Here is a 23,061-nt window from a genome sequence, read left to right as displayed (position 1 = left end):
TCCGGAGACATGCCATGAACTTGATCCAAACCCGCGGGTCGACCCCCCGGATGCAGGCAGTGGGCCTGCTGCTTGCGTGCACGCTCGCATCGCTCGGCGTATCGACCGGCGCGCTGGCGCAGACCCCGGAAGCCGCGCCCCCGGTGTTCGACAGCGGCAACGTCGCCTGGATGCTCACCTCGACCTTGCTGGTGCTGCTGATGGTGGTGCCGGGGCTGGCGCTGTTCTACGGCGGCATGGTCCGCGCCAAGAACGTGCTGTCGGTGCTGGTGCAGGTGCTGGTGGTGTTCTCGGTGGTGATCCTGCTGTGGATCGCCTATGGCTACAGTGCCGCGTTCACCAGCGGCAACGCGTTCTTCGGCTCGTTCACCGACAAGGCGTTCCTGCGCGGAATCACCCCGCAGAGCGACGCCGACGGCCTACCCGAGCTGCTGTTCGTGGTGTTCCAATCGACCTTCGCCGGGATCACCGCCGCGCTGGTGATCGGCGCTTTCGCCGAGCGCATCAAGTTCTGCGCGGTGCTGCTGTTTTCGGTGTTGTGGGTGACCTTCGCCTATCTGCCGATGGTGCACATGGTGTGGAGCGGCGAGGACGGATTCCTCGCGCATAGGGGGGTGATCGATTTCGCCGGCGGCACCGTGGTGCACATCAACGCCGGCATCGCCGGACTGGTCGGCGCGTACTTCGTCGGCCGGCGGCTGGGCTACGGGCGCGAGGCGATCAAGCCGCACAGCGTGCCGTTCACCTTCATCGGCGCTTCGCTGCTGTGGGTGGGCTGGTTCGGCTTCAATGCCGGCTCGGCGCTGGCCGCCGATGCCAGTGCGGCGCTGGCGATGATCAATACGATGGTGGCCACGGCCGCCGGCGTGGTCGCCTGGACCCTGGTGGAAGCGATCAGCAAGGGACGACCGTCGGCCCTGGGCGCGGCGTCGGGCGCGGTGGCCGGCCTGGTCGGCGTGACGCCGGCCGCCGGCAGCGTCGGCCCGATCGGCGCGTTGGTCATCGGTGCGGTCGCGGGCGCGGTGTGCGTGTGGGGCGTCAACGGCCTCAAGCGTCTGCTGCGCGCCGACGACACCGCCGACGTGTTCGGCGTGCATGCGGTGGGCGGCATCGTCGGCGCGATCCTGACCGGCGTCTTCAGCGACGCCTCGCTCGGCGGCACCGGCATCGAGGGCTCGATCGGTGCCCAGGTCTGGGCGCAGACCTTCAGTGTGCTGTTCACGATTCTCTGGTGCGCGGTCGTCACCACGCTCGCGATCCTGGTCACGCGCGCGGTGGTCGGCCTGCGCGTGAGCGAGGAGGACGAGCGCCAGGGCCTGGACATCGTCTCGCACGGCGAGTCGGCCTACGAGACCTAATCGCGGGAAGGGGCCGGGCGGGCGGCAGTGGGGGCTGCCGCCCGCGCCTGTAGGCAGGGGTGATTTGTCCGCTGCGCGGCGGCGAGGCTAGGATGCGGCCCACATGACCGGACCTGACCTTTCGTCGATGACCGCCGCGCTGCACGTCGCCGTGCTCGAGGACGAGGCCATGCTGCGCGAGCGGATCCTGCTGCCCGGCCTGCAGCGTTTCGGCTTCGCCGCGGTGGGCTTTGCAACCATCGCGGCGTTGCGCGCGCACCTCGACCTGCATCCGGTCGATCTGGTCGTGCTCGATGTCGGGCTGCCCGACGGCGACGGCTTCAGTCTTGCACGCGCCCTGCGCGAGACGCGCCCGCAATTGGGCGTGGTCATGCTGACAAGCCGCGCCGAGACCGGCGACCGCGTCCGCGGCCTGACCGAAGGCGCCGATGCCTACCTGACCAAGCCGATCGAGATCGACCTGCTCGCCGCCACGCTGCACAGTCTCGCGCGGCGCCTGGACGCTGTGGCAGCCCCCACCGGAGCGCGCGACACGCCCGGCCGATGGCGCCTGAGTGCGGATGGCTGGTGCCTGCTGTCGCCGGCGGGCGGCTCGGCCGCCCTGACCCAGAGCGAGCGTCGGCTGTGTCGTCGGCTGTTCGAGACGCCCGGCGAACTGGTGGCGCGCGAGGCGCTGATCGAGGCGCTGACCGATCAGGTCCACGACTTCGATGCCCATCGCATTGACTCGATGATCCATCGCCTGCGCAGCAAGGCCCGCACGCGCTGCGGCGAAACGCTGCCGCTGACGGCCGTGCACGGCCGCGGCTACCTGCTCACGCCGCAGGACTGAGCGGCAACGCGATCCGGAACGTGGTGCCGGCGCCCGGCGCGCTGGTCACGGTGATCTTGCCGCCGGCGGTGGTCACCAACTCGTGCACCACCGCCAGACCCAGGCCGGTGCCACTGTCGGCGGGCTTGGTGCTGAAGAACGGTTCGAACACACGCGCGGTGACTTCCGGTGGCATGCCCGCGCCGTCGTCGCGCAGGGTGATCGCGACCTCGCCCCGGGCGCGCCGCGCCTGGATCTCGAACACGCCCGTCCCGTCGATCGCATCGCGTGCGTTGGACGCGAGGTTGAGCAACATCAGCTCGAACTGACTGCGGTCGAACAGGATCGGCAGCGGTGCAGCGTCACGCTCAAAGCGCAGCACGATGCGCGCGTCGAGCAGTTGCCGCAGCATCGGCTGCAGCGCGTCGATCGCCTCCCCCGCGTCGAAGACCTCGACCTGGGTGCCGTCGCGGCGGCTGAAGCGCAGCAGGCGCCGGCTGATCGCCATGCCGCGTCGCGCTGAGGCCTCGACCGATGCCAGGCTGCTCTCCAGCTGCGCGGCCCGCTGTGCATCGCTGCCACCGTCGTCCTCGTGGCGTTCGGCCGAAAACCCCGCGATCACCGAGAAGATGTTGTTGAAGTCGTGCGCCATGCCGCTGGCCATGCGCTCGGTGATTTCCTTCTTCTGCGCGTGGATGAGCTGGGCATGCGTGCGCTCGCGTTCGCGGATCTCCTGCTCGAGTGCGGCGCCGCGTGCATTGGATTCGCGCAGACTCTCGCGCAGGGCTTCGGTCGTACGGTCGATGAGGATCGCGACCAGTAGGTAGGTGAACAGCACCGAGGGCAGGTTGTAGAACGCGCGCGCCGGCGTCTGCGCGAACAGCACGTGCGCATCGTGCACCGCGCCCAGCAGCACGCTTGATGCGAGCAGCGCAAAGCTCGTCCACAACGCTCGTCGCCCCAGCACCAGACCGCTGAGCAGCATCACCAGCAGCTGTGCGAGCTGATCGGGGATCTGTTTCTGCAGGCCGTTGAGCGCCATGTTCACCGCGAACACTGCCAGCAGCACGCCGATCAGCAACTTGACTGCCAGGCGGAAGCGACCGTGGCGGATCAGCGCCACACCGCCCAGCGCGATCAGGCCGATCGCCAGACTCATCGACAGCGACACGGCGATCTGCCACGGCAGCCCTTCGGCGCGCAGCATCGGCCAGCTGGCCACCAAAGCGAAGGTCACCGTCGCCGGCACGGTCACACCGAGAAACAGCAACAGCGCCTGGATCACGCGCGCATTGCGCTGGTCGACCGGGTCCTGGACCGGTGCGCGATCGAGCCAGCGCAGAAACGGACGGTACATGGCGAGCCCGGCAGACCGTGAGAATCGCGTGATATTCCAGCGAGATCGTGCAGGTGACAAGAGGCGTGGACGCCTCGTAGGGTCGCAGACGGGGACGCCCTATCCGATCGGGATGACAGGGCCAAGACACGGAAAGCCGGTGGTGACGGGCGCAGGCCCGCCGCACGACCGCGCTCGCCTTCATGAAACGCTACCGGAGACCTCCGAAATGAACCGCATCTACCGCACCCTCTGGAACGCCGAGCTCGGTCGCATGGTCGTGGCCTCGGAACTGGCGCGCAGCCGCAGCGGACGTCGCGCAGGCGCAGTGGTCGCCGGCCTGGTGCTGGCGTTGCCGTTGACCGCACTGGCGCAGGCCACCGCCGTCGGCGTGCAGGCTTACGACACACCGGCCGCTGTCGACGCGGACACCGTCGCGCACTACTTCCAGGCCAGCGGTAGCGCCGACAGCGACGCCGGTGCGTACGTCGAAGGCGACAACGCGCTGGCCGCCGGCGAAGCCGCCTCGGCGATCGGCAGCGGCGCCACGGCACTGGGCGGCGGCGCGGTCGCGAACGGCAGCGGCGCCACCGCGGTCGGTCACAACAGTCTCGCCGACGGCGAGGCCGCCACCGCCTTGGGCATGCAGGCGACCGCGGTCGGCGACCAGGCGCTGGCGCTGGGCAACGCCGCCCAGGCGCAGGGATGGCGAAGCATGGCGATCGGCCACAACGCGCTGGCCGAATCGGCCGGCGCGATGGCGATCGGCGTCAATGCGGTGTCGCGCAACGATGCGGCGACCAGCGTCGGTGCGTCTTCGATCAGCGAAGGCCTGTACGCGACGGCGCTGGGCTTCGGTGCGAAGGGCCGGGCGGAAGGCGCCACGGCGCTCGGCGCCAATGCACTCGCCCTCGGGCGCTATTCGGTGGCCGCCGGCGTCGGCGCGGGCGCCAGAGCCCAGGAGACCGTCGCGATCGGTGTTTTTTCGTCGGCCTGGGCTGCAGGCAGCATCGTCGTCGGCCCCTACGCGCAGGCGCTCGGCGCCGGCGGCACGAGCATCGGCAACACCGCGCTGACCCACGGCGAATCGGCCACCGCGATCGGCTTCAAGGCCGGCGCTGGCGAGATGTCGACAGCACTGGGCGCGTACGCGGCCTCGCTCGCCCCGTCGTCGACCCTGCTGGGTGCGTCCACGCACGCGCGCAGCGATGCGACCGGTAGCGTCGCGATCGGCGTCGGTTCGCTGGCCGACCGGCCCAACACGGTGTCTGTCGGCGCATCGGAAGCGTGGTCCTACGCGACCGACAATCCGGCGCGCACGCGCCAGATCGTCAACGTCGCGGCCGGCACCGAGGCCAACGATGCGGTCAACGTCGCTCAGCTCGAGGCGGCCACGGCGGTCAATCGCTACATCGGCGTCAATGGCAATCCCGACAGCGATGCCGGTGCCTATGCCGAAGGCGATGACACGCTCGCGGCGGGCGAGGCGGCCTCGGCCGTCGGGCAAGGTGCAACGGCCGTCGGCGGCGGCGCATTGGCATACGCCGACACCGCAACCGCGATCGGCAAAGACAGCCTCGCGACGGGCGCGTCATCGACGGCGCTCGGCGGCATGTTGCAGCTCGACTACAGCGCGGTGGGTGAGTTCGGCGTGGTGCTCGACCAGCAGACGGCCGCCAGCGGACTGGCAGCGACGGCACTCGGCGCGGGTGCCCGTGCCGAGGGCGACTTCAACACCGCGATCGGTGCGCAGACCGAAACCACCGGCAAGTCGGCGGTCGCGATCGGCGGTATCGTCGATGTGCGCGAGGACGAACTCGGCGAGGACTTCGCCGGCGTCGAGCTGCAGAACACGCGGGCATCGGGTCGTCTTGCGACGGCGATCGGCGGTGGCGCGCAAGCGACGGATTACGCCGCCACTGCGATCGGCGCACTGTCGAACGCCGGCGGCATCCGTGCGGTCGCGATCGGCTACGCCAGCCAGGCCCTGGCCTACGATGCGACCGCGATCGGCGACCGCGCCGAGGCATCTGAAGAGTGGGCCACCGCGATTGGCGGCGGCGCACGGGCCACCCACGTCCGATCCACCGCACTGGGCAGCTTCGCGACCGCGATCGGCGAGAATGCCACCGCGGTCGGAGAAGGGGCGCTGGCCAACAACCCAGGCAGCCTCGCGCTCGGCAGTGGCAGTTGGGCGACCGGTGCCAACAGCATCGCCATCGGCAAGGCGACCGTGTGGCACAGCAATCCCTACCGCGAGGCCGTTGTCGAGTTCACCGACGGTATCGCGATAGGCACCGATGCCGAGGTGAACGGCAGCCGTTCTGTCGCGTTGGGTGCAGGCGCGATCGTCGGTGGCTGGGCCGTTCCGGAAGACGACGGACTGCCGCGCAACGTAGACGATGCGGTCGCGCTGGGCGCCGGCTCGATCGCCGATCGCAGCAACACGATCTCGATCGGCCGCGCGGGCGCCGAACGCCAGATCACCCACGTCGCCGCCGGCATCGAGGCCACAGATGCGGTGAACGTGGCGCAGCTCGAAGCGGCCGCCGCCGAAGCGTCGCGCTATGTCCAGGCCACCGGAAGCGCCGACAGCGATGCCGGCGCATACGCCGAAGGTGAGAACGCGCTGGCGGCGGGCGAGGCATCCGCGGCGGTCGGCACGGGCACCGTCGCGCTGGGCGCCGGCGCGGTCTCGTACGCGAACAACGCCACCGCCGTGGGCCGCGACAGTCTCGCGGTCGGCGGCTCGTCGACCGCGTTCGGCGGCGTCCTCGACATCGACTACAGCACGTTGCCGCGCGGCGTGGTGATCCATAGCCAGACCGCCGCTCTGGGGCTGGGCGCGACGGCCGCCGGTGCCGGCGCGCAGGCCAACGACGACTTCAACACCGCCATCGGTGCGCAGTCCGAGACCAGTGGCAAGTCGGCCGTTGCGGTCGGCGGCATCGTCGACGTGCGCGAGGACGAAATCGGCTCGAACTTCATGGGCCAGCTCCTGCGCAACACCAAGGCGGCCGGCCGCCTGTCGACGGCGATCGGCGGCGGCGCGCAGGCGACCGAATACGCCGCCACCGCGATCGGTGCATTGGCCGAAGCCACCGCCATCCGCTCGATCGCGATCGGCTATCGGACGCAGGCGACCGCTTACGATGCGATCGCGATCGGCGATCGTGCGCAGGCCACGTTCGACTTCACCACGGCGATCGGCTCGGGCGCGCGCGCCAGCGCGAAGGGCACCACGGTGGTCGGGTCGAGCGCAAATGCCCTCTACGAGGGCGGCACGGCACTGGGCAATGGGGCGTCGGCCCGCAACGTCAACGCCGTCGCATTGGGGACGGCATCGGCGGCCGCCGGCCAGAACTCGATCGCGATCGGCAACCGCTCGATGGTCTGGAACGGCGACTTTTTCGCGCCCTCGCCGATCCTGTATCTCAACAGCATCGCCATCGGCGTCGGCACCAATACCTATGGGTCTGACTCGATTGCGCTGGGTACCTCGGCCATCGTCGGTCGCCAGCAGGCCAATGGCTTGTGGACCGGTGTCGACAACAGCGTGGCCCTGGGCGCGAACTCGTGGGCCAACCGCGAGAACACGATCTCGGTGGGCCGGGCAGGTGCCGAGCGGCAGATCACCCACGTCGCTGCCGGCACCGAATCGACCGATGCCGTGAACCTGGCCCAGCTCGAGGCTGTCGCCGGCGGCCTGGGCGAGCTCTCGGCCAATGCCGTGGTCTATGACGATGTCGACAAAGCGCGCATTTCGCTGGCCGGCGTCGACGGCACGGTGATCACCAACGTCGCCGCCGGCGAACTCACCGAAGGCAGCACCGACGCGGTCAACGGCAGCCAGTTGTTCGAGACCAACACGCGCGTGACCCAGGTGGAAGGCCGCGTGGACGATCTGGATACGCGCATCGGCGACGTCGCCGGGGTCGCGCAGAACGCGGTGGCCTACGACGATGCCGACAAGGCAAGCATCTCGCTGGCGGGTGCCGACGGCACGGTGCTGTCGAACCTGGCCGCAGGCGCGGTGTCGGCCGACAGCACGCAGGCGATCAACGGCGCGCAGCTGCACGGCGGCCTGCAGAGCATGGCCGAGGTCCTGGGCGGCGGCGCCGCGGTGACTGCGTTCGGCACGCTGGCAGCGCCGAGCTATGCCGTGCAGGGCACGCAGTACGCCTCGATCGGCGCGACCTTCGCCGCGCTCGATGTGCAGATCAGCCAGCTCAAGACCCGCGTCGGTGCGGTCGAGACGGTGATCGACAGCAACCAGGGCACCAATGACCGCGTCGCGGTCGGCGGCGGTGCGCCGGCCACGGTGGGCACGGACACCAATGCGGTGGCGGTCGGTGCAGGCGCCACGGCGAACGGCGCCAACGGCGTCGCGGTCGGTAGCGACGCCTATGCGCACGGGCCCAACGACACGGCCGTCGGCGGCAACGCCCAGGTGCATGCTGATGGCAGCACCGCGGTCGGCGCCAACAGCCGCATCTCGGCCGATGCCACGAACGCGGTCGCCATCGGCGAAAGCGCCTCGGTCACCGCGGCCTCGGGCACCGCGCTCGGTCAGGGGGCCAGCGTCACCGCGCAGGGGGCGGTCGCCCTCGGCCAGGGCTCGGTTGCCGACCGTGCCCAGACCGTCTCGGTCGGCAGTGCGGGTGCCGAGCGACAGATCGCCAACGTCGCCGCGGGCACCCAGGCGACCGATGCCGCCAATGTCGCCCAGGTCCGCGCCGGTGTCACCGAGGCCAAGGCTTACGCCGACACCACCGCCACACAGGCGGTCGCCTCGTCCAAGGCCTACACAGACCAGCGCCTGGCCGCGTGGGGCGACCAGTTCGATGCCTACCGCGGTGATGTCGAGCGTCGTTTCAGCGACGTCGACCGGCGCATGGACCGGCAGGGCGCGATGAGCGCGGCGATGCTCAACATGGCCACCAACGCGGCCGGCACGCAGAGCCCGCGTGGACGGGTGGCGGTGGGCGCCGGCTTCCAGAGCGGCGAGCAGGCGCTGTCGATCGGCTACGCCAAGCGGGTTGGCGAGCGCGCGTCCTTCAGCCTCGGCGGCGCGTTCAGCGGCGACGAGAAATCGGCCGGCTTCGGCTTCGGCATCGACCTGTGACACCTCGGCGGCGTCGACCGGCGCCGCCGTCCCTCGCGACATCCCACTCTTCGACGGAGACACGTTCCATGCGTATCCAAACCACCCTCGGCGCGGCGATCGCCGCCATCCTGCTGACCGGCGGCGCGCAGGCCGCAGGCCCTCGCCTCGACCGCAGCGTGACCCGCGACCTTGCCGGCGAAACGCAAGCCGCTGCGGCGGAAGGCCAGCGGTTCATCGTCAAAACCAGCCTGCCGTCCACGCAGGGCCGCGCCGCCCTGGGCAGCGCGCTGACGACCAGCGTCCGCCGCGCCGGCTTGTCGAGCGCGGTCGCCGCGACCGCGACCTCCGCCGCGCGCCCGGCCGCCACCGCGCGCGTGCTGCGCAGCATGGCCGCGCCGGGCTGGCACGTGGTGCAGGCCTCACGCGCGATGACCGAGTCCGAGCGCGCGAGCTTCATCCGCGAACTGTCGGCCGAGCCCGGCGTGCTCCGGGTCGAGGTCGACCGCCTCTATCAGCGCGCCGATGTGGCGCGTGCGCCGACGGTGATGCCGGCCGCCGTGCCCAATGATCCCGAGTACGCGCGCTTGCAGTGGAACTTCAAGGACCCGACCGGCGGCGTGCGTGCCGAGCAGGCCTGGGACATCTCCACCGGCGAAGGCGTCGTGGTCGCGGTGGTCGATACCGGCATCGTCGAAAATCATCCCGATCTCGCGGTCAACGTCCTGCCTGGCTACGACATGATCAGCGACCGGCGCATTTCCCGCCGCGACACCGATGCACGCGTGGCCGGCGGCTGGGACGTGGGCGATTGGGTCGAGGCCAACTATTGCGTCGCGCTGGGCGCACAGGGCAATGCGCCGCGCGACAGCTCCTGGCACGGCAGCCACGTCGCCGGCACGATCGCTCAGCAGACCAACAACGGCGCCGGTCTGGCCGGCCTCGCCCACGATGCCAAGGTCGTGCCGGTGCGCGTGCTCGGCTCGTGCGGCGGCTACGGCAGCGACATCGCCGACGGCATGATGTGGGCCGCCGGCCTGCCGGTCGAGGGCGTGCCTGACAATCCCAATCCGGCCGAGATCATCAATATGAGCCTGGGCAGCACCGGCCCGCAGGCGTGCCCGGCGCTGTACCAGGACGCCATCGACAAGATCAACGCGCAGGGTTCGATCGTCGTCGTGGCCGCCGGCAACTCCAATGCCAATGCCGGCACCTACACAATGAGTTCGTGCACCGGCGTCATCTCGGTGGGCGCGACCCGCGTCACCGGCGGCAAGGCCAGCTATTCCAGCTGGGGGACCCGGATCGACCTGTCGGCACCGGGCGGCGGCGGCGATGTCGATGGCAATCCGAACGGCTACATCTTCCAGGTAGTCAACGCCGGCACCACGCGCCCGACCGCTGACTGGGTCCTGGGCGGCTACACCGGCACCTCGATGGCCTCGCCGCATGTGGCCGCGGCCGCGGCGATGGTGCAGAGCGTCGTCGAGACGCCATTGAACTGGAGCGACATGCGCGACCTGTTGCGGCGCACCGCGCGACCGTTCCCGGTGGCCATTCCCACCAACACGCCAATGGGGGCGGGCATTCTGGATGCGGCGCAGCTGCTGCATCGTGCGACGCAGCCGCCGTGCACCAGCGACTGCGCACCGCTGGAGGTGCCGTTGGTGAACAAGGTCGAGTTGCGCGGCCTGTCGGCGGGTGTCGAAGACGCGCTTTACACGTTCGAAGCGACGGCCGGCACGGTACTGACCTTCATGACCTTCGGCGGCACCGGCGATGTGTCGATGCATGTCGCCAGGGGCCGGGTCCCGACCGCCACCGACCGGGATGCGTTCTCCACGCGTGCCAACAGCAACACCGAAACCGTCCGCTTCACCGCGCCGCAGGCGGGCAAGTACTACATCCGCCTGAGCGGCACGTACGCGGGCCTGACCCTGGTCGCGCGCCAGTAGGCGCCAAGTGCCCGCCCGCATCGCCGGAGGCGGTGCGGGCGGGTGCGCGTTGTCATGCCGCCCTGCACCGCGTTCGACTGGATTGCCGGATTGCCCGGCTGGACAGCGTGCCCGCAAGGCGAGCGGCTGGACCTGGCGCGCGATGCGGTCGCGCACTGCAGCGGCATGGCGGAGCAAGACTGGGCGTTCGCCTTCGTGTCCTGGGCCAGTGACCGGCTGATCCGCACCGGCGAGTGGTACGAGATCCAGACGCACACGCTGCCCGGCGGCATCGAAGGGGTGCGCATCGTCCGCCAACGTCCGCCGCATGCCTGATGGCGCCGCCGTGCAGGTGACACCCGATCGACAGCGAGACATCCCCGATGCAACCCGAGGTCCCTCAGGCCGACTACGACTGGCTGCTGCACTGGACGGCGTGGTCGCTGCGCGAGGATCGTCGCCAGGAGGCGGTGTTTCCGCTGGCGCAGTTCCTGGAACGCAGCGGCGCCTCGCCGCTCACCTGGTCGCTCGATTTCCTGTCGTGGAAGTGCGAGCGGCTCGCCCGCGACCGCTGCTGGTACGAACTGCGCGTCGAACGCCTGCCCGAAGGCACCCTGGTCCGCGTGCTGCTCGATCGTTGAGTGCCTCGGGAGGCCGGCGCCGCAGCGCGGGTTGCGCCCGCGGTGACGAACGGGTGCAATGCGGCGATGCGCCTCCTTTCTCTCCTCGTCGCCGCGCTGCTGCTGTCGGCCTGCGCCCACCAGGCCCCGCGCAATCCGCTCGCCACCTGGGTGCCGTCGGCCAACGCCGATGCGCGCCGGCCGGTGCTGGTGGTGCTGCACTACACCGAGCAGGACTCGGTCGAACGCAGTCTCGACACGCTGCGCACCGCCAACAGCGGCGGCCGGGTCAGTGCCCACTACCTGATCGGCAAACACGGCGAGCGCTACCAGCTGGTGTCCGACCTCGATCGCGCCTGGCACGCCGGTGCCGGCCGCTGGGGCGCGATCACCGACGTCAATTCGGCCTCGATCGGCATCGAACTCGACAACAACGGCCGCGAGCCGTTCGCCGAGCCCTTGATCGAGAGCCTGCTGGTGCTGCTCGAGGACCTGCGCACGCGCTGGCGGATCGCGCCGGAGAACGTCATCGGCCACTCCGACCTTGCGCCCACGCGCAAGATCGACCCGGGCGTGCATTTCCCCTGGCGCCGGCTCGCCGAACACGGCTATGGCGTCTGGCCGCAGGACGGCACGCCGCCCGCGCCGCCGGGCTTCGATGCGCTGCAGGCGCTGCGCACGCTGGGCTATTCGACCGATGATCCCGACGCGACCGCGCGCGCATTCCGGCTGCGCTTCCGCGCCCAGGCGACCGGCGCGCTCGACGATGAAGACCGCCGCATCCTGTACGCGCTGGTCCAGGGCTGGACGATCCCGGCCATCCACCCGGCCGCGCAGCCGACGCGCGACTAGAATGACCGGCTTTCCAGCGACGAGGAGACAGACGTGGGCGCAGTGATGACCCCGGTATCGGTCGGCGAACTCGCCGACAAGATCACCATCCTCGAGATCAAGGCCGAGCGGCTCGACGATGCCGACAAGCTCGCGCACGTGCGCACAGAACTCGAGGCGCTGCTGGCGCCGTGGCGCGGCGTCGAGGCGGGCGATCCCGGCTTCGCATCGCTGAAGGCCGAGCTCAAGGCGGTCAACGCGACGATGTGGGACATCCAGGACGGCCTGCGCGACCGCGAGCGCAGCCAGACCTTCGACGACGAGTTCATCCGCCTCGCGCGCGCCGTCGCCACGACCAACCACGCCCGCGTCGAGCTCAAGAACGCGATCAACCGCCTGGCCGGCGCCGGCTTCATCGAAGAGAAGCAATACGCCGCCGACGCGGACTGAAAGGCGGGGGCAGTCGCCGCGCGTGCGGCGAACGGCCGGTCACGATCCGGCGCAGACGCCCGCTGCGCGCGTCAGGCCCCGCGCAGCGTGAACTGCACCGCCTCGCCGGCCTCGCAATGCGGGGCGATCCACACGTCGAACAGGCCCGGCTCGGCGGCGAAGGCGCCGCTGCGGGTGGTGAAGGCGAGCTGGTCGCGCTGCAGTTCGAACGCGACCGTGGTCTCCTCGCCCGGGGCGAGTGCGACCTTGCGGAAGGCCTTGAGCTCGCGGATCGGGCGCACGCGGCTGGCGACGCGGTCGTGGATGTACAACTGCACGACTTCCTCGCCGGCGCGGTCGCCGGTGTTGCGCAGCGTCGCCGAGACGGTCAGCGTGCCGTCCCAGTCGAGCGTGTCGGTCGACAACTGCACCGGGCCGTATTCGAAGCGGGTGTACGACAGCCCATGGCCGAACGGATACAGCGGGCTGTTGGGCATCTCGCGCCAACGGCTCTTGAACTCGCTCATCTCCGGCAGCTCGGGACGGCCGGTGCGCTGGCGGTTGTAGTACAGCGGCTGCTGGCCCGAGTCGCGCGGGAAGCTCACCGGCAGGCGCGCGGACGGGTTGTAGTCGCCGAACAGCACATCGGCGATCGCAGGCCCGGTCGCGGTGCCGAGGAACCACGTCGCCAGGATCGCCTGCGCATCACGCACCGCGCCGTGCAGTGCGAGCGCGCGGCCGTGGCGCAGCAGCACGACGACCGGCGTGCCGGTTGCGGCGACCGCCTCGGCCAGCGCCTGCTGCGCGGGCGGGATCACGATCTGCGTGCGCGACTGTGCCTCGCCGCTGTAGTTCTGGGGTTCGCCGATCGCCAGCAGCACGACATCGGCGTCGCGCGCGGCGGCCACCGCGGCGTCGAGGCCGCCGTCGAGTGCCTCTTCCATCCCGCTGCCGTCGACCACCGTCAGCGCATCGCCGTCGTCGAGTGCAGCGCGCAGGCCGTCCTCGAGGTTCACGTGCAGGCGCTTGTCGCCGAACAGGGTCCAGCAGCCCTCGATGTTGTCGCGGTCGCGCGCGTAGGGGCCGATCAGCGCGAGCTTCTGCCCGGTCTTCTTCAGCGGCAGCAGGTCGTCATCGTTCTTGAGCAATACGATCGAGCGCCGGGCGGCGTCGCGTGCGAGATCGCCGTGTAATGCCTGCGGATCGAGCGCGGCCTCGGCCTCGGGGTCGAGCGAGCGGTAGGGATTGTCGAACAGGCCGATCGCCTGCTTGACCGCGAACACCCGGCGCACACCCTCGTCGAGCGTCTCCATCGACACCTCACCGTTGGCGACCAGATCCGGCAGGTGCGCGGCGTACAGCCCGCTCTGCATGCTCATGTCGACGCCGGCGGTGAACGCCAGCTTGGTCGCCTCGCGGTCGTCTGCGGCGAAGCCGTGCGCGACCAGCTCGAAATCGGCGGTGTAGTCGGAGACCACGAAGCCGCCGAACTTCCATTCGCCGCGCAGCAGGTCGGTCAGCAGGCCGTCGTGGGCCGAGGCCGGCACGCCGTTGATGTCGTTGAACGCGCTCATGACCGTCAGCGCGCCGGCATCGATCGCGGCCTTGAACGGCGGCAGATGGACGTCGCGCAGCGTGCCCTCGGAGATCTCGACGCTGTTGTAGTCCAGCCCGCCCATCACCGCGCCGTAGCCGACGAAGTGCTTGGGGCTCGCCAGCAGCGCGTCGTCGGCGGTCAGGTCGTCGCCCTGGAAGCCGCGCACGCGCGCGGCCGCGAAGGCGTTGGCCAGCACCACGTCCTCGCCGGCGGCTTCGGCCACGCGGCCCCAGCGCTGGTCGCGGGCGATGTCGAGCGTGGGGGCGAAGGTCCAGTGCAGGCCGCAGGCGGTGGCTTCGATCGCGGCCGCGCGTGCGGTGCGCCGGGCCAGTTCAGGCTCGAAGCTCGCCGCCTCGCCCAGCGGAATCGGGAACACTGTGCGCATGCCGTGGATCACGTCGGCGCCCATCAGCAGCGGGATGCCGAGCCGGCTTTCCTCCACCGCAATGCGCTGCGCTTCGCGTCCCTGGGCGGCGCCCACGCCATTGAAGACCGCGCCGACGCGCCCGGCCCGGATGCGCTCGCGCAGTTCGCCGGCGTTGAGCTCGTTCATCTCAGGATTCACGTCGGCGGCGAACGGCCGCAACATGTCGGCGAAAATGCCAAGCTGGCCGACTTTCTCCTCCACGGTCATACGGGCGAGCAGCGCTTCCAGCCGGTCGTCAAGACGCATCGTCGATCCTGTGTAAACGATTACAGCCGGCGATTATAGGGGCCTGGCTCCGTTCTGCGGATAGGGGTGGCCCCAATGGCCGGGACGCAGGCGACGTGCTGTCCGCCGGGCCTGCGCGCGACGGTCTCCAGGCCTTGGAACGCCCTCACTCCGGGTTGCGAGCGGGCACGAACGGCGAGACCGGATCGCTGGCCGGGAAGGTCTCCTCCAGCGCCTCGTCCTGGGTGTTTTCTTCGTGCCGTTCGCGGTGCCCACGATGCTCGCGCGCGTCTTCCGGCGAGGCCGGAGTCGGCGCACGGTCGCGCTCGTCGGGCGTCTTGTCGATGTCGTGGTCTGGGTGCATGCCGATCACTGTGCGCCGGCGGGCGCAACCAGACGTGAAAGCGCCCGCGCGGGGGGCCCAGGTGCGCAGGGTCGGCAGCCCCCGGGGGCGGTCCGGTCAGTTCGATGCGGGCGCCTCGGCCGACGCCGTGTCTTGCCCGAGCACAAGGCGCGCGGCGGCCAGGTTGACGCGGGGTCCACGAGGCCTTTGCCAGCCTGCGAGGACCGCGTCCCGCCATGCCGTGCAGGTCGCGCGCACCTGCGCCGCTGCGCATCGGAGATTCCATGGCACGTCCCATCTGGTCCGGCTCGCTGTCGTTCGGCCTGCTCAACATCCCGGTGTCGCTGATGTCGGGCGAGCGCCGCACCGACCTGAGCTTCCGCATGCTCGATTCGCGCGACAAGAAGCCGATCCGCTTCGAGCGGGTCAACGCCGACACCGGCGAGGAAGTGCCGTGGAAGGAGATCGTCAAGGCCTTCGAGTACGACAAGGGCAGCTATGTCGTGATCGAGAAGGAGGACATCGCCTCGGCCGCGCCCGAGTCGCACGAGTCGGTGGATGTCGAGGCCTTCGTCGATGCCGGCAGCATCGGCACGCGCTTCTTCGAAAAGCCCTATGTGCTGGTGCCGGGCAAGAAAGCCGAAAAGGGCTACGTCCTCCTGCGTGAGACGCTGAAGAAGACCGGCAAGATCGGCATCGCGCGGGTCGTGATCCGCACGCGCGAATACCTGTGCGCGGTGCTGCCCGAGGACGATGCGCTGGTGCTGATGCTGCTGCGCTATCCGCAGGAGCTGGTCGATCCCAATGACTACAAGCTGCCCACCGGCGATACGTCCAAGTACCGCATCGCCGACAAAGAAGTGCAGATGGCCACGCAGTTGATCGAATCAATGTCGGCCGACTGGGACCCCGAGGGCTATCACGACGAGTTCCGCGAGCGCCTGGCGGCGATCATCCAGAAGCGCATCAAGGCCAAGGGCGCGACCACGCGCGTGACCGAGGAGCCCGCGCCGCGCGAGGACGCAGCCACCAACGTGGTCGACTTCGTCTCGCTGCTCGAACAGAGCCTGCAGAGCAACAAGCGCACGCCGGCCAAGAAGACCGCGAGCAAGCAGACCCCCGTCCGGAAGAAAGCACCGGCGAAGAAGCGCGCCGCCAAGGCGAGCAAGAAGACCGCGAAAAAGGCTGTGCGCAAGGCCTCATGACGCCATGACCCTCGCCGAGTACCGCCGCAAGCGCAGGTTCGACGCGACTCGTGAGCCGGAGCCGGGCAAGGCCGCGCCGCGCGGCAAGCGGGCGATCTTCGTCGTGCAGCTGCATCACGCCAGCCACCGCCACTACGACTTCCGCCTGCAGGTGGGCGATGCGCTGCGCAGCTGGGCGGTGCCCAAGGGGCCGAGCTACGACCCCGACGTCAAGCGCATGGCGGTGCAGGTCGAGGACCACCCGCTGGACTATGCCGGCTTCGAGGGCGAGATTCCCAAGGGCCAGTACGGCGGCGGCCACGTAGCCAGGTTCGACACCGGCGCCTGGGTCGCGGACGGCGACCCGGAGCAGGCGCTGGCCAAGGGCCACCTGCGTTTCGAGCTGTTCGGCCGCAAGCTCAAGGGCCGCTGGCACCTGGTGCGCACGGCCCGGTCGGGCAGGCAACAACAATGGCTGTTGTTCAAGGACCGCGACGCGTACGCCGGCAAGCTGGATGCTGACGACCTGCTCGGCGACATCGCGCCGCCGCCGCCCGAGGACGCCAAGCGTGCCGGCACCGGCAAGACGCGCAAGCGCGGCGAGCGCGAGGTCGCCGTCGCCACGCGCCGTAAGCACGACTGGGCGGCGGCCGCACGCAAGCTCGACGGCGCCCGCCGCGCCGCTGCGCCCGACGGCCCGTTCGCGCCGCAGCTGGCGAAGCTTGGCGAGCGCGCGCCGACCGGCGAGGCCTGGTTGCACGAGCTCAAATGGGACGGCTACCGGCTACTGGTCACGATCGCGCGCGGCAAGGTGCGGCTGTGGTCGCGCAACGCGCTCGAATGGACCGCCAAGGTGCCCGAGATCACCGAGGCGCTGACGCGGCTGGGGCTGCGTTCGGCTGCGTTCGACGGCGAGTTGATTGCCGGGCGCGGCGCGCGTGCGGATTTCAACCTGCTGCAACAGACGTTGTCGGGCGAGCGCCAGGGCGCACTGGCGCTGGTGCTGTTCGACCTGCTGCATGTCGATGGGGTCGATGTCAGCGAGGCGCCGTTGTTCGCACGCAAGGCGCTGCTGCAGCGCATCCTCGGCGATCCGCCGCCCGCGCACCTGGCGTGGAGTTCGCACATCGAGGGCGAGGCGGCAACCGCGATCGAGCTGGCCTCGCAGGCCGGCTTCGAGGGCATCATCTCCAAGCGCGGTGATCGCGGCTATCGTCCCGGGCGCGGCGACGACTGGCGCAAGACCAAGGAGCTGGCCAGCGACGAGTACGCGGTGGTCGGTTACACCCCGCCCAAGGGCAGTCGCAGCGGGTTCGGCTCGCTGCTGCTCGCCCGGCCCGATCCCGAACATGGCTGGCGCTACGCCGGGCGCGTGGGCTCGGGCTTCAGCGATGCGCTGCTCGACGAGATCGCCCAGCGCATCGGCAAGGCCGGGCGCAATGCCCCGACGGTCCACGTGCCGCCCAACGACACCGACCTGCGCGCCGCGCGCTGGTTCGCGCCGCGTTTCGTGGTCGAGGTGTTCTCGCGCGGCACCGGCGGCCATGGCCTGCTGCGCCAGCCCTCGCTCAAGGCGGTGCGGCCCGACAAGTCGATCGAGGATCTGCACGACAGCGACCGCGGCGACCCCGGAGGAGACGACGAGATGGCGACGCAGACCCGGAGCAAGACGCCCGCCCGCAAGCGTGCTGCCGCGAGCGCGGCCGCGCCCGCGAAGCAGGCAAGGAATCGCAGCGCGCCCGCAGACGCGCGCGCGCCACCGACGCTGTCGAGTCCGGACAAGATCCTGTTTCCCGGTGACACGCTGACCAAGGGTGACGTCGCCGCGTATTACACAACGGTCATGGACTGGCTGCTGCCCGAGATCGCCGGCCGGCCGCTGTCGGTGATCCGCTGCCCCGGCGGCATCGACAGCGCCTGCTTCTTCCAGAAGCACCACACCGCCGGCATGCAACTGGTGGAGACGGTGCGATTGAAGGAGGAATCGGGCGGCGCCGGTGACTACCTCGTCGTCAACGACGCGGCGGCCGCCCTGGAGCTGGTGCAGTTCAACGCGCTGGAATTCCATCCCTGGGGCGCGCAGGCCAAGACGCCCGACATCGCCGACCGCATCGTCTTCGACCTCGACCCCGGCGAGGGCATCGCCTGGCGCGACATCGTCGCGGCCGCGCGCCAGATCCGCGGATTGCTGCAGCAGGTGGGCCTTGAATCGTTCGTGCGCACCTCCGGCGGCAAGGGCCTGCACGTGGTGGTGCCGCTCGATCCGGGCTGCGCCTGGTCGGTCGTCAAGCCCTTCGCGCAGGCCTTCGCGCAGAGCCTGGCGCAGCTCGAGCCGTTGACCTACGTGGCCACGGCGACCAAGAAGTTCCGCAAGGAGCGGATCTTCGTCGACTACCTGCGCAATGGCCGCGGCGCGACTGCGGTGGCGTCGTTCTCGCTGCGCGCGCGGGCCGGTGCGCCGGTCGCAATGCCGTTGCGTTGGGAGGAGCTGGGCCGGGTCAAGGCGGGCAACCAATGGACGCTGCGCAATGCGCCGGCCCGTCTCAAGCGGCTCGGCACGCACCCGTGGGCGGGATTCGAGACGTTGCGCCAGACCTTGCCGGGCGCGGCCCGCGGCAAGGGCAAGCGACGTTGATCGGAACAGCAGGCGGCGGCCGGCACGTCGAAGGCGTCCTATGCGGTGCATCGCATCGCGCTGCACTGCGCACCTCCTGAAACTCGGCCCGCCGCCGCGCAGGCGGCGACGGGCCGTCAAACCGGCGTTACTTGCGCACGTCCTGGGTATGCGTCTTCAGCGCCTCGGCCAGCCCCGGCACGCTGTCGGCGCCAGTGGGCACGGTGATGCTCGAGCCTGCGAAGTCGTCGCCGATCGGCTCCGCCCGACCCCCCAGACACGTCTGCAGGAAGCCCTCGGTGACCGCATTGAACGCGGTGTTGTTCTCCGGGCGCGCGAAGCCGTGGCCTTCGTCGGGGAATAGCACGTAGGTGACCGGGATCGACTTGGCGGTCATCGCCTCGACGATCTGGTCGCTCTCGGCCTGCTTGACCCGCGGATCGTTGGCACCCTGGCCGATCAGCAGCGGCTTGGTGATCGCATCGGCGCGCGTCAGCGGCGAGCGTTCGGTCAGCCAGGCTTTGCCCGCTTCGGTGCGCGGGTCGCCCATGCGGCGGGCGAGTTGCTCGAAGAAGCTCGCCCAGTACGGCGGCACCGTCGACAGCAGGGTGTTGAGGTTCGATGGGCCGACGATGTCGACGCCGCAGGCGAAGGTATCGGGCGTGAACGTCAGCCCGACCAGCGTCGCGTAGCCGCCGTAGCTGCCGCCCATGATCGCGACCTTGTCGGCGGTGGTCACGCCGCTGTCGACCGCCCACTGCACGGCGTCGATCAGGTCGTCGTGCATCTTGGCCGCCCACTCGCCGTTGCCGGCATTGGTGAACTGCTTGCCGAAGCCGGTCGAGCCGCGGAAGTTGACGCTCAGCACCGCATAGCCGCGGTTGGCCAGCCACTGGTCCGTCGGCTTGAAGCCGTAGCCGTCGCGCGACCAGGGCCCGCCGTGCACGCGCAGCACCAGCGGCACCGGCGCGTCGGCCTTGCCGTCGTTGTCGGCGTCGGCGTGCTTGGGCAGCGTGAGATAGCTGACCAGCGTCAGCCCGTCGCGCGACTTGAGTTCCAGCGGCCACATCGGCACCAACGGCTTGCCTTCGAGCGCCGGACGTCCGGAGAACAGCTGGGTCAGCGTGCCTGCGCCGCCGTTGGCTGGACGGTCGTAGCGGTAGTAGACGACCGGTGATTCGGCGGCCGAATAGGCGACCAGCCAGTGGCGGTCGTCGAGCGTGCGGCTGTTGATCGAGACCTCGCCCGGGCCGATCGCCGCGAGTGTGTCGAGATCGGCGCGGATGCGGTCGTCGACCGCCGTCCAGGCCTCGCGCAGGTAGTTCGCCGACACCGCCTGCACGACGCCGGTGCGCGGGTCGGACAGGGCGTCGCCGACGTCCGCGCGTGCGTCCTCGTGCACCAGCCGCTTCTCGCCGCTGGCGGTGTCGACCGCGAATAGCGCGGCGGTGTCGCGATCGCGCGAATCGCGCATGTACAAGGTCGCGCCGTCGTCGGTCAACCCGGCCGGCTCTGTGCTGAGCACGTCTTCGAAGGGCACGTCTTCGAGCGTCGCCCAGCCGTCGCCGTCGCGGCGCAGCACGTCCATCCCGCCGTCCGGGCGCGAGCGCGAGGCATAGCGCAGCGTGTAATCGGCATCGGCCAGGTAGCTGCCGATGCGGTCGTCGTTGCGCTCTACGAGCGCGCGCGCGCCGCTGCCCAGGTCGACGCGGTACAAGTCGTGCCACTGCGGGTCGCGATCGTTCATGCCCACCAGCAATGCATCGGGATGGCGATGGCTGATGCCGACCACCTGCGCGGTGGTCTTGGGGAACGGCGTGAGGTCGCGGCTGCGCCCGCTGTCGATATCGACGGCGAACAGATGGAAGTCCTCGTCACCACCGGTGTCGCGCAGGTACAGCAACGTGCCGGGCTGATAGGACCAGAAGTAGTTGCGGATCCCACGCGCCGCATCCTGGGTGACCGCCTTCGCCGCGCCCGGATCGTCGGCCGGCGCCACCCAGACGTTCATCGTGCCGTCCACCGGCGCGAGCCAGCTCAGATAGCGGCCGTCGGGGCTGAGCTGCACGCCGGCGCGCTCGGGATTGCCGAACAGCGCATCGCGCGGAATCAGTTCCACATCGTCCAGCGACATCGGCTTGGCGGTGGGGGCGGCCGGCGTGGTGGCGGTGGTATCGGTGGGCGGACGGTCGCCGCAGGCGGCAAGGCCCATCGCGACCGCGGTCGCGAGCAACAGGTGGCGCATCAAAATCCCCAGGTGACGGATGTGTCGCGCATGACGCTACCGGGGCGGCGACCGCGAGATGTTGGCTTCGCGTTAAAGCCCAGGGGTGACTGATGGCAGGGGGCGATGCCTGCTTGTGCCTCGCGCCATCAGCCCCGATGCTCGGCCTCGCGCGTTGACCATGCACCCGCCCCTTCTGGAGACCTCCATGCCTGTCTTCCGTCATCGCCGGCTGCTGTCGACCGGCCTGCTCTGCGTGCTGCTGGCCGCCTGCGCGCAGCAGTCGGCTGAGACCGCCACCGAGTTCGCGGCCGACGCCCCGTCTCCGCCACCGGCCGAGCCGCTGCAAGCCGATGCGATGTCGTCCCGGCAGCGGGCGCCGGGCCTGTCGCGCCCGTGGCGGGGGTCGATGCCGCCGTGCAGATGGCCTCCGGCACATTGGCGCAGACCGATCCCGCGCGCCGCTTCGTCCGCACCGCCCAGGCGCGGTTCGCGGTCGACGACGTCTACCGCTCGGCGCTCGCGATCGAGGATCTCGCCGCTGCGCAAGGCGGCTTCGTGGTCGCCAACCGGATCCGGTCCGAGACCCAGGGCGTGCAGCGGCACCGAATCGGCGACGGCAAGCTGCTGGAGCTGACCGAGTACACCACTGCAGGCGAGCTGACCGTGCGCGTGCCCAGCGAGCGCGCGCAGACGTTCCTGCGAGAGCTCGCCAAGCAGATGACCTTCCTCGACAGCCGCGACTTCGACGCGCGCGACGTGCAGTTCGACCTGCTGCGCCAGCAACTGGCGTACGCCCGCAGCCAGGAGTTGCAGCAATTGCTGGCGCAGGCAGTGCAGACCGGCGACCGGCTGGACCGCAAAGGCGATGTGTTCGCCGCCCGTGAACGCGCGCTTGCGGCCCGCGACGACGCCCGCGTGACGCAGCGCGAAGTCGAGGACCGAATCGCGTTTGCGACGATCGACCTGTCGCTCTACCAGCCTTCGCAGGTCCGGCACAGCGAACGCGTGGACCCCGACGCCGTGTTCGCCCAGCACCGCCCCGGCTTCTTCGTGCGGATCGGCCAGGCGCTGCGCGCCGGCTGGCAGGGCCTGCTCGACGCCGGCGTCGTGGTGGCGCTGCTCTGGCCGCTGTGGGTGTTTGTCGCCATCGTCGCGATCGCCTGGCGTGCGTGGCGTCGCCGCCGGGTCGCGGCGCGGAGCTGACGCGATATCACAGGTGACGTTGCGTGCCGTCTGCGATCAGTGCCCCACGCGTATCGGTGCCGTTCTGCGATGTCTCGCGCCGCGCCGGCTATCTCGTGCCGGCGCGGCGTCCGGTCTTCCTCCACGGTCATCGGTGTCGTCGGGGTGCTGAGAGCCCATGGGGCTGCAGAACAGACGCACGACCATGGTGTCCGATTGGACCGGACATCGTCGCCAGCTTGAGACCGGCGCGACGAGTGATTGGGTGCTCCAATGCGCCACCGCGAACATGCGGTTGAAGTCCAGGCTGGCGTGGTGCAGGCAGGTGCAATGCGCCGACTCATCGCGTGGCTTCCGATTTTCTTGCGCTGCGCGCCTGGGTAGCGAAGTCGTTGGGGTAATAGAACTCGAGTGGCCGACCGTCGAACAAGAACAGGACTTGGCTCACCCTGTACCCGAGTGCGTTCTCGATCACGCCAAGTACGATGTTCTGCAACGCAGTGAGCCGATCCTCCAGCTCGGCTCCCACATAGTCGACGTTCGCGGGAAGGTAGCTTTTGGAAATGTCCACCCTGACGACCGCGTCATCCGTTGAGATCGTCACCGAGCGCAATGTGGCGCCCGGCGATCCCTGATCTCTCATTACGCATTCGATCCGTTCTTCCAGTAGACGCGTGATGCGGTCAATGGTCGCCCTGTCGAGTGTGCGCATCTCTTTCGAAGCGAATGGAGTTGAAGCGCTCTGCGCGACGGGGCTCAGCACAAGAAAGCTGGCGACGAATTGCGTCGCAAGGAGGCTTCCGAGGCGCGGCACTTTTGGGATTTCTTGCATGCTATCC

Annotated in this window: 16 protein-coding genes; 11 read left to right on the top strand and 5 right to left on the bottom strand. The window is 69.9% G+C overall.

Going from position 1 to position 23,061, the window contains the following annotated elements:
- Positions 1-50: 50 nt before the first annotated feature.
- Together amt and MNO14_RS16335 are read left to right on the top strand one after the other, a co-directional pair.
- Positions 51-1,358, top strand: coding sequence for an ammonium transporter (gene amt, locus MNO14_RS16340; protein WP_241946372.1), 1,308 nt, complete (start codon positions 51-53; stop codon positions 1,356-1,358).
- A 103-nt stretch (positions 1,359-1,461) separates the two neighbouring features.
- Positions 1,462-2,190: a response regulator transcription factor gene (locus MNO14_RS16335; RefSeq protein ID WP_241944726.1), complete on the top strand. Its 729-nt coding sequence runs from the start codon at positions 1,462-1,464 to the stop codon at positions 2,188-2,190.
- Here MNO14_RS16335 and MNO14_RS16330 read toward each other — a convergent pair.
- Positions 2,174-3,526: a HAMP domain-containing sensor histidine kinase gene (locus MNO14_RS16330; RefSeq protein ID WP_241944725.1), complete on the bottom strand. Its 1,353-nt coding sequence runs from the start codon at positions 3,524-3,526 to the stop codon at positions 2,174-2,176. The genes MNO14_RS16335 and MNO14_RS16330 overlap by 17 nt on opposite strands.
- Here MNO14_RS16330 and MNO14_RS16325 point away from each other — a divergent pair.
- The 6 genes from MNO14_RS16325 to MNO14_RS16300 all read left to right on the top strand — a co-directional run bounded on the left by MNO14_RS16325 (position 3,525) and on the right by MNO14_RS16300 (position 12,444).
- Positions 3,525-8,630, top strand: coding sequence for an ESPR-type extended signal peptide-containing protein (locus tag MNO14_RS16325; RefSeq protein WP_241944724.1), 5,106 nt, complete (start codon positions 3,525-3,527; stop codon positions 8,628-8,630). The two genes, MNO14_RS16330 and MNO14_RS16325, sit on opposite strands and share 2 nt — an antisense overlap.
- 68 nt (positions 8,631-8,698) lie before the next feature.
- Positions 8,699-10,564, top strand: coding sequence for a S8 family peptidase (locus tag MNO14_RS16320; RefSeq protein ID WP_241944723.1), 1,866 nt, complete (start codon positions 8,699-8,701; stop codon positions 10,562-10,564).
- Positions 10,565-10,618: 54 nt separating this feature from the next.
- Positions 10,619-10,879, top strand: coding sequence for a hypothetical protein (locus MNO14_RS16315; RefSeq protein ID WP_241944722.1), 261 nt, complete (start codon positions 10,619-10,621; stop codon positions 10,877-10,879).
- 47 nt (positions 10,880-10,926) lie between these two features.
- Positions 10,927-11,184, top strand: a complete 258-nt coding sequence (locus MNO14_RS16310; RefSeq protein ID WP_241944721.1) for a hypothetical protein — start codon at positions 10,927-10,929, stop codon at positions 11,182-11,184.
- Between the two features lie 66 nt (positions 11,185-11,250).
- On the top strand, positions 11,251-12,015 hold the full coding sequence (locus MNO14_RS16305) for an N-acetylmuramoyl-L-alanine amidase (protein WP_241944720.1): 765 nt from the start codon (positions 11,251-11,253) through the stop codon (positions 12,013-12,015).
- A gap of 33 nt (positions 12,016-12,048) precedes the next feature.
- Positions 12,049-12,444 (top strand): DUF6165 family protein, encoded by a 396-nt coding sequence (locus MNO14_RS16300; RefSeq protein WP_241944719.1) that lies wholly within the window; start codon positions 12,049-12,051, stop codon positions 12,442-12,444.
- A 71-nt stretch (positions 12,445-12,515) separates the two neighbouring features.
- On the opposite strand, the gene MNO14_RS16295 is transcribed toward MNO14_RS16300, so the two are convergent.
- Both MNO14_RS16295 and MNO14_RS16290 read right to left on the bottom strand, forming a co-directional pair.
- Entirely contained in the window at positions 12,516-14,693 is a 2,178-nt protein-coding gene (locus MNO14_RS16295; protein ID WP_241944718.1) for a glycoside hydrolase family 3 N-terminal domain-containing protein, read from the bottom strand.
- A gap of 145 nt (positions 14,694-14,838) precedes the next feature.
- Entirely contained in the window at positions 14,839-15,036 is a 198-nt protein-coding gene (locus tag MNO14_RS16290; RefSeq protein ID WP_241944717.1) for a hypothetical protein, read from the bottom strand.
- A gap of 263 nt (positions 15,037-15,299) precedes the next feature.
- Here MNO14_RS16290 and MNO14_RS16285 point away from each other — a divergent pair, with 263 nt between their 5' ends.
- Together MNO14_RS16285 and ligD are read left to right on the top strand one after the other, a co-directional pair.
- Positions 15,300-16,220 (top strand): Ku protein, encoded by a 921-nt coding sequence (locus tag MNO14_RS16285; RefSeq protein ID WP_241944716.1) that lies wholly within the window; start codon positions 15,300-15,302, stop codon positions 16,218-16,220.
- Between the two features lie 4 nt (positions 16,221-16,224).
- The gene (gene ligD, locus MNO14_RS16280; protein ID WP_241944715.1) at positions 16,225-18,834 is read left to right on the top strand and encodes a DNA ligase D; all 2,610 of its coding nucleotides are present in this window, start codon (positions 16,225-16,227) and stop codon (positions 18,832-18,834) included.
- 127 nt (positions 18,835-18,961) lie between these two features.
- On the opposite strand, the gene MNO14_RS16275 is transcribed toward ligD, so the two are convergent.
- Positions 18,962-21,058 carry a S9 family peptidase gene (locus MNO14_RS16275; RefSeq protein WP_241944714.1) on the bottom strand — a complete coding sequence of 699 codons (2,097 nt, stop codon included), beginning with the start codon at positions 21,056-21,058 and terminating at the stop codon, positions 18,962-18,964.
- A gap of 402 nt (positions 21,059-21,460) precedes the next feature.
- Here MNO14_RS16275 and MNO14_RS16270 point away from each other — a divergent pair, with 402 nt between their 5' ends.
- The gene (locus MNO14_RS16270) at positions 21,461-22,243 is read left to right on the top strand and encodes a DUF4349 domain-containing protein (RefSeq protein WP_241946371.1); all 783 of its coding nucleotides are present in this window, start codon (positions 21,461-21,463) and stop codon (positions 22,241-22,243) included.
- A 319-nt stretch (positions 22,244-22,562) separates the two neighbouring features.
- On the opposite strand, the gene MNO14_RS16265 is transcribed toward MNO14_RS16270, so the two are convergent.
- Positions 22,563-23,054 (bottom strand): GerMN domain-containing protein, encoded by a 492-nt coding sequence (locus MNO14_RS16265; RefSeq protein ID WP_241944713.1) that lies wholly within the window; start codon positions 23,052-23,054, stop codon positions 22,563-22,565.
- Between the last annotated feature and the right edge of the window lie 7 nt (positions 23,055-23,061).

Source organism: Luteimonas sp. S4-F44, assembly GCF_022637415.1.
GTDB lineage: Bacteria > Pseudomonadota > Gammaproteobacteria > Xanthomonadales > Xanthomonadaceae > Luteimonas.
This window is presented reverse-complemented; position numbering and strand designations above follow the sequence as displayed.

Excerpts from the sequence above, each read along its gene's own strand:
- amt (WP_241946372.1), top strand. The coding sequence starts at position 51 with ATGCAGGCAGTGGGCCTGCTGCTTGCGTGCACGCTCGCATCGCTCGGC.
- MNO14_RS16335 (WP_241944726.1), top strand. The coding sequence starts at position 1,462 with ATGACCGGACCTGACCTTTCGTCGATGACCGCCGCGCTGCACGTCGCC.
- MNO14_RS16325 (WP_241944724.1), top strand. The coding sequence starts at position 3,525 with ATGGCGAGCCCGGCAGACCGTGAGAATCGCGTGATATTCCAGCGAGAT.
- MNO14_RS16330 (WP_241944725.1), bottom strand. The coding sequence starts at position 3,526 with ATGTACCGTCCGTTTCTGCGCTGGCTCGATCGCGCACCGGTCCAGGAC.
- MNO14_RS16320 (WP_241944723.1), top strand. The coding sequence starts at position 8,699 with ATGCGTATCCAAACCACCCTCGGCGCGGCGATCGCCGCCATCCTGCTG.
- MNO14_RS16315 (WP_241944722.1), top strand. The coding sequence starts at position 10,619 with ATGCCGCCCTGCACCGCGTTCGACTGGATTGCCGGATTGCCCGGCTGG.
- MNO14_RS16310 (WP_241944721.1), top strand. The coding sequence starts at position 10,927 with ATGCAACCCGAGGTCCCTCAGGCCGACTACGACTGGCTGCTGCACTGG.
- MNO14_RS16305 (WP_241944720.1), top strand. The coding sequence starts at position 11,251 with ATGCGCCTCCTTTCTCTCCTCGTCGCCGCGCTGCTGCTGTCGGCCTGC.
- MNO14_RS16295 (WP_241944718.1), bottom strand. The coding sequence starts at position 14,693 with ATGCGTCTTGACGACCGGCTGGAAGCGCTGCTCGCCCGTATGACCGTG.
- MNO14_RS16290 (WP_241944717.1), bottom strand. The coding sequence starts at position 15,036 with ATGCACCCAGACCACGACATCGACAAGACGCCCGACGAGCGCGACCGT.
- MNO14_RS16285 (WP_241944716.1), top strand. The coding sequence starts at position 15,300 with ATGGCACGTCCCATCTGGTCCGGCTCGCTGTCGTTCGGCCTGCTCAAC.
- ligD (WP_241944715.1), top strand. The coding sequence starts at position 16,225 with ATGACCCTCGCCGAGTACCGCCGCAAGCGCAGGTTCGACGCGACTCGT.
- MNO14_RS16275 (WP_241944714.1), bottom strand. The coding sequence starts at position 21,058 with ATGCGCCACCTGTTGCTCGCGACCGCGGTCGCGATGGGCCTTGCCGCC.
- MNO14_RS16270 (WP_241946371.1), top strand. The coding sequence starts at position 21,461 with ATGGCCTCCGGCACATTGGCGCAGACCGATCCCGCGCGCCGCTTCGTC.
- MNO14_RS16265 (WP_241944713.1), bottom strand. The coding sequence starts at position 23,054 with ATGCAAGAAATCCCAAAAGTGCCGCGCCTCGGAAGCCTCCTTGCGACG.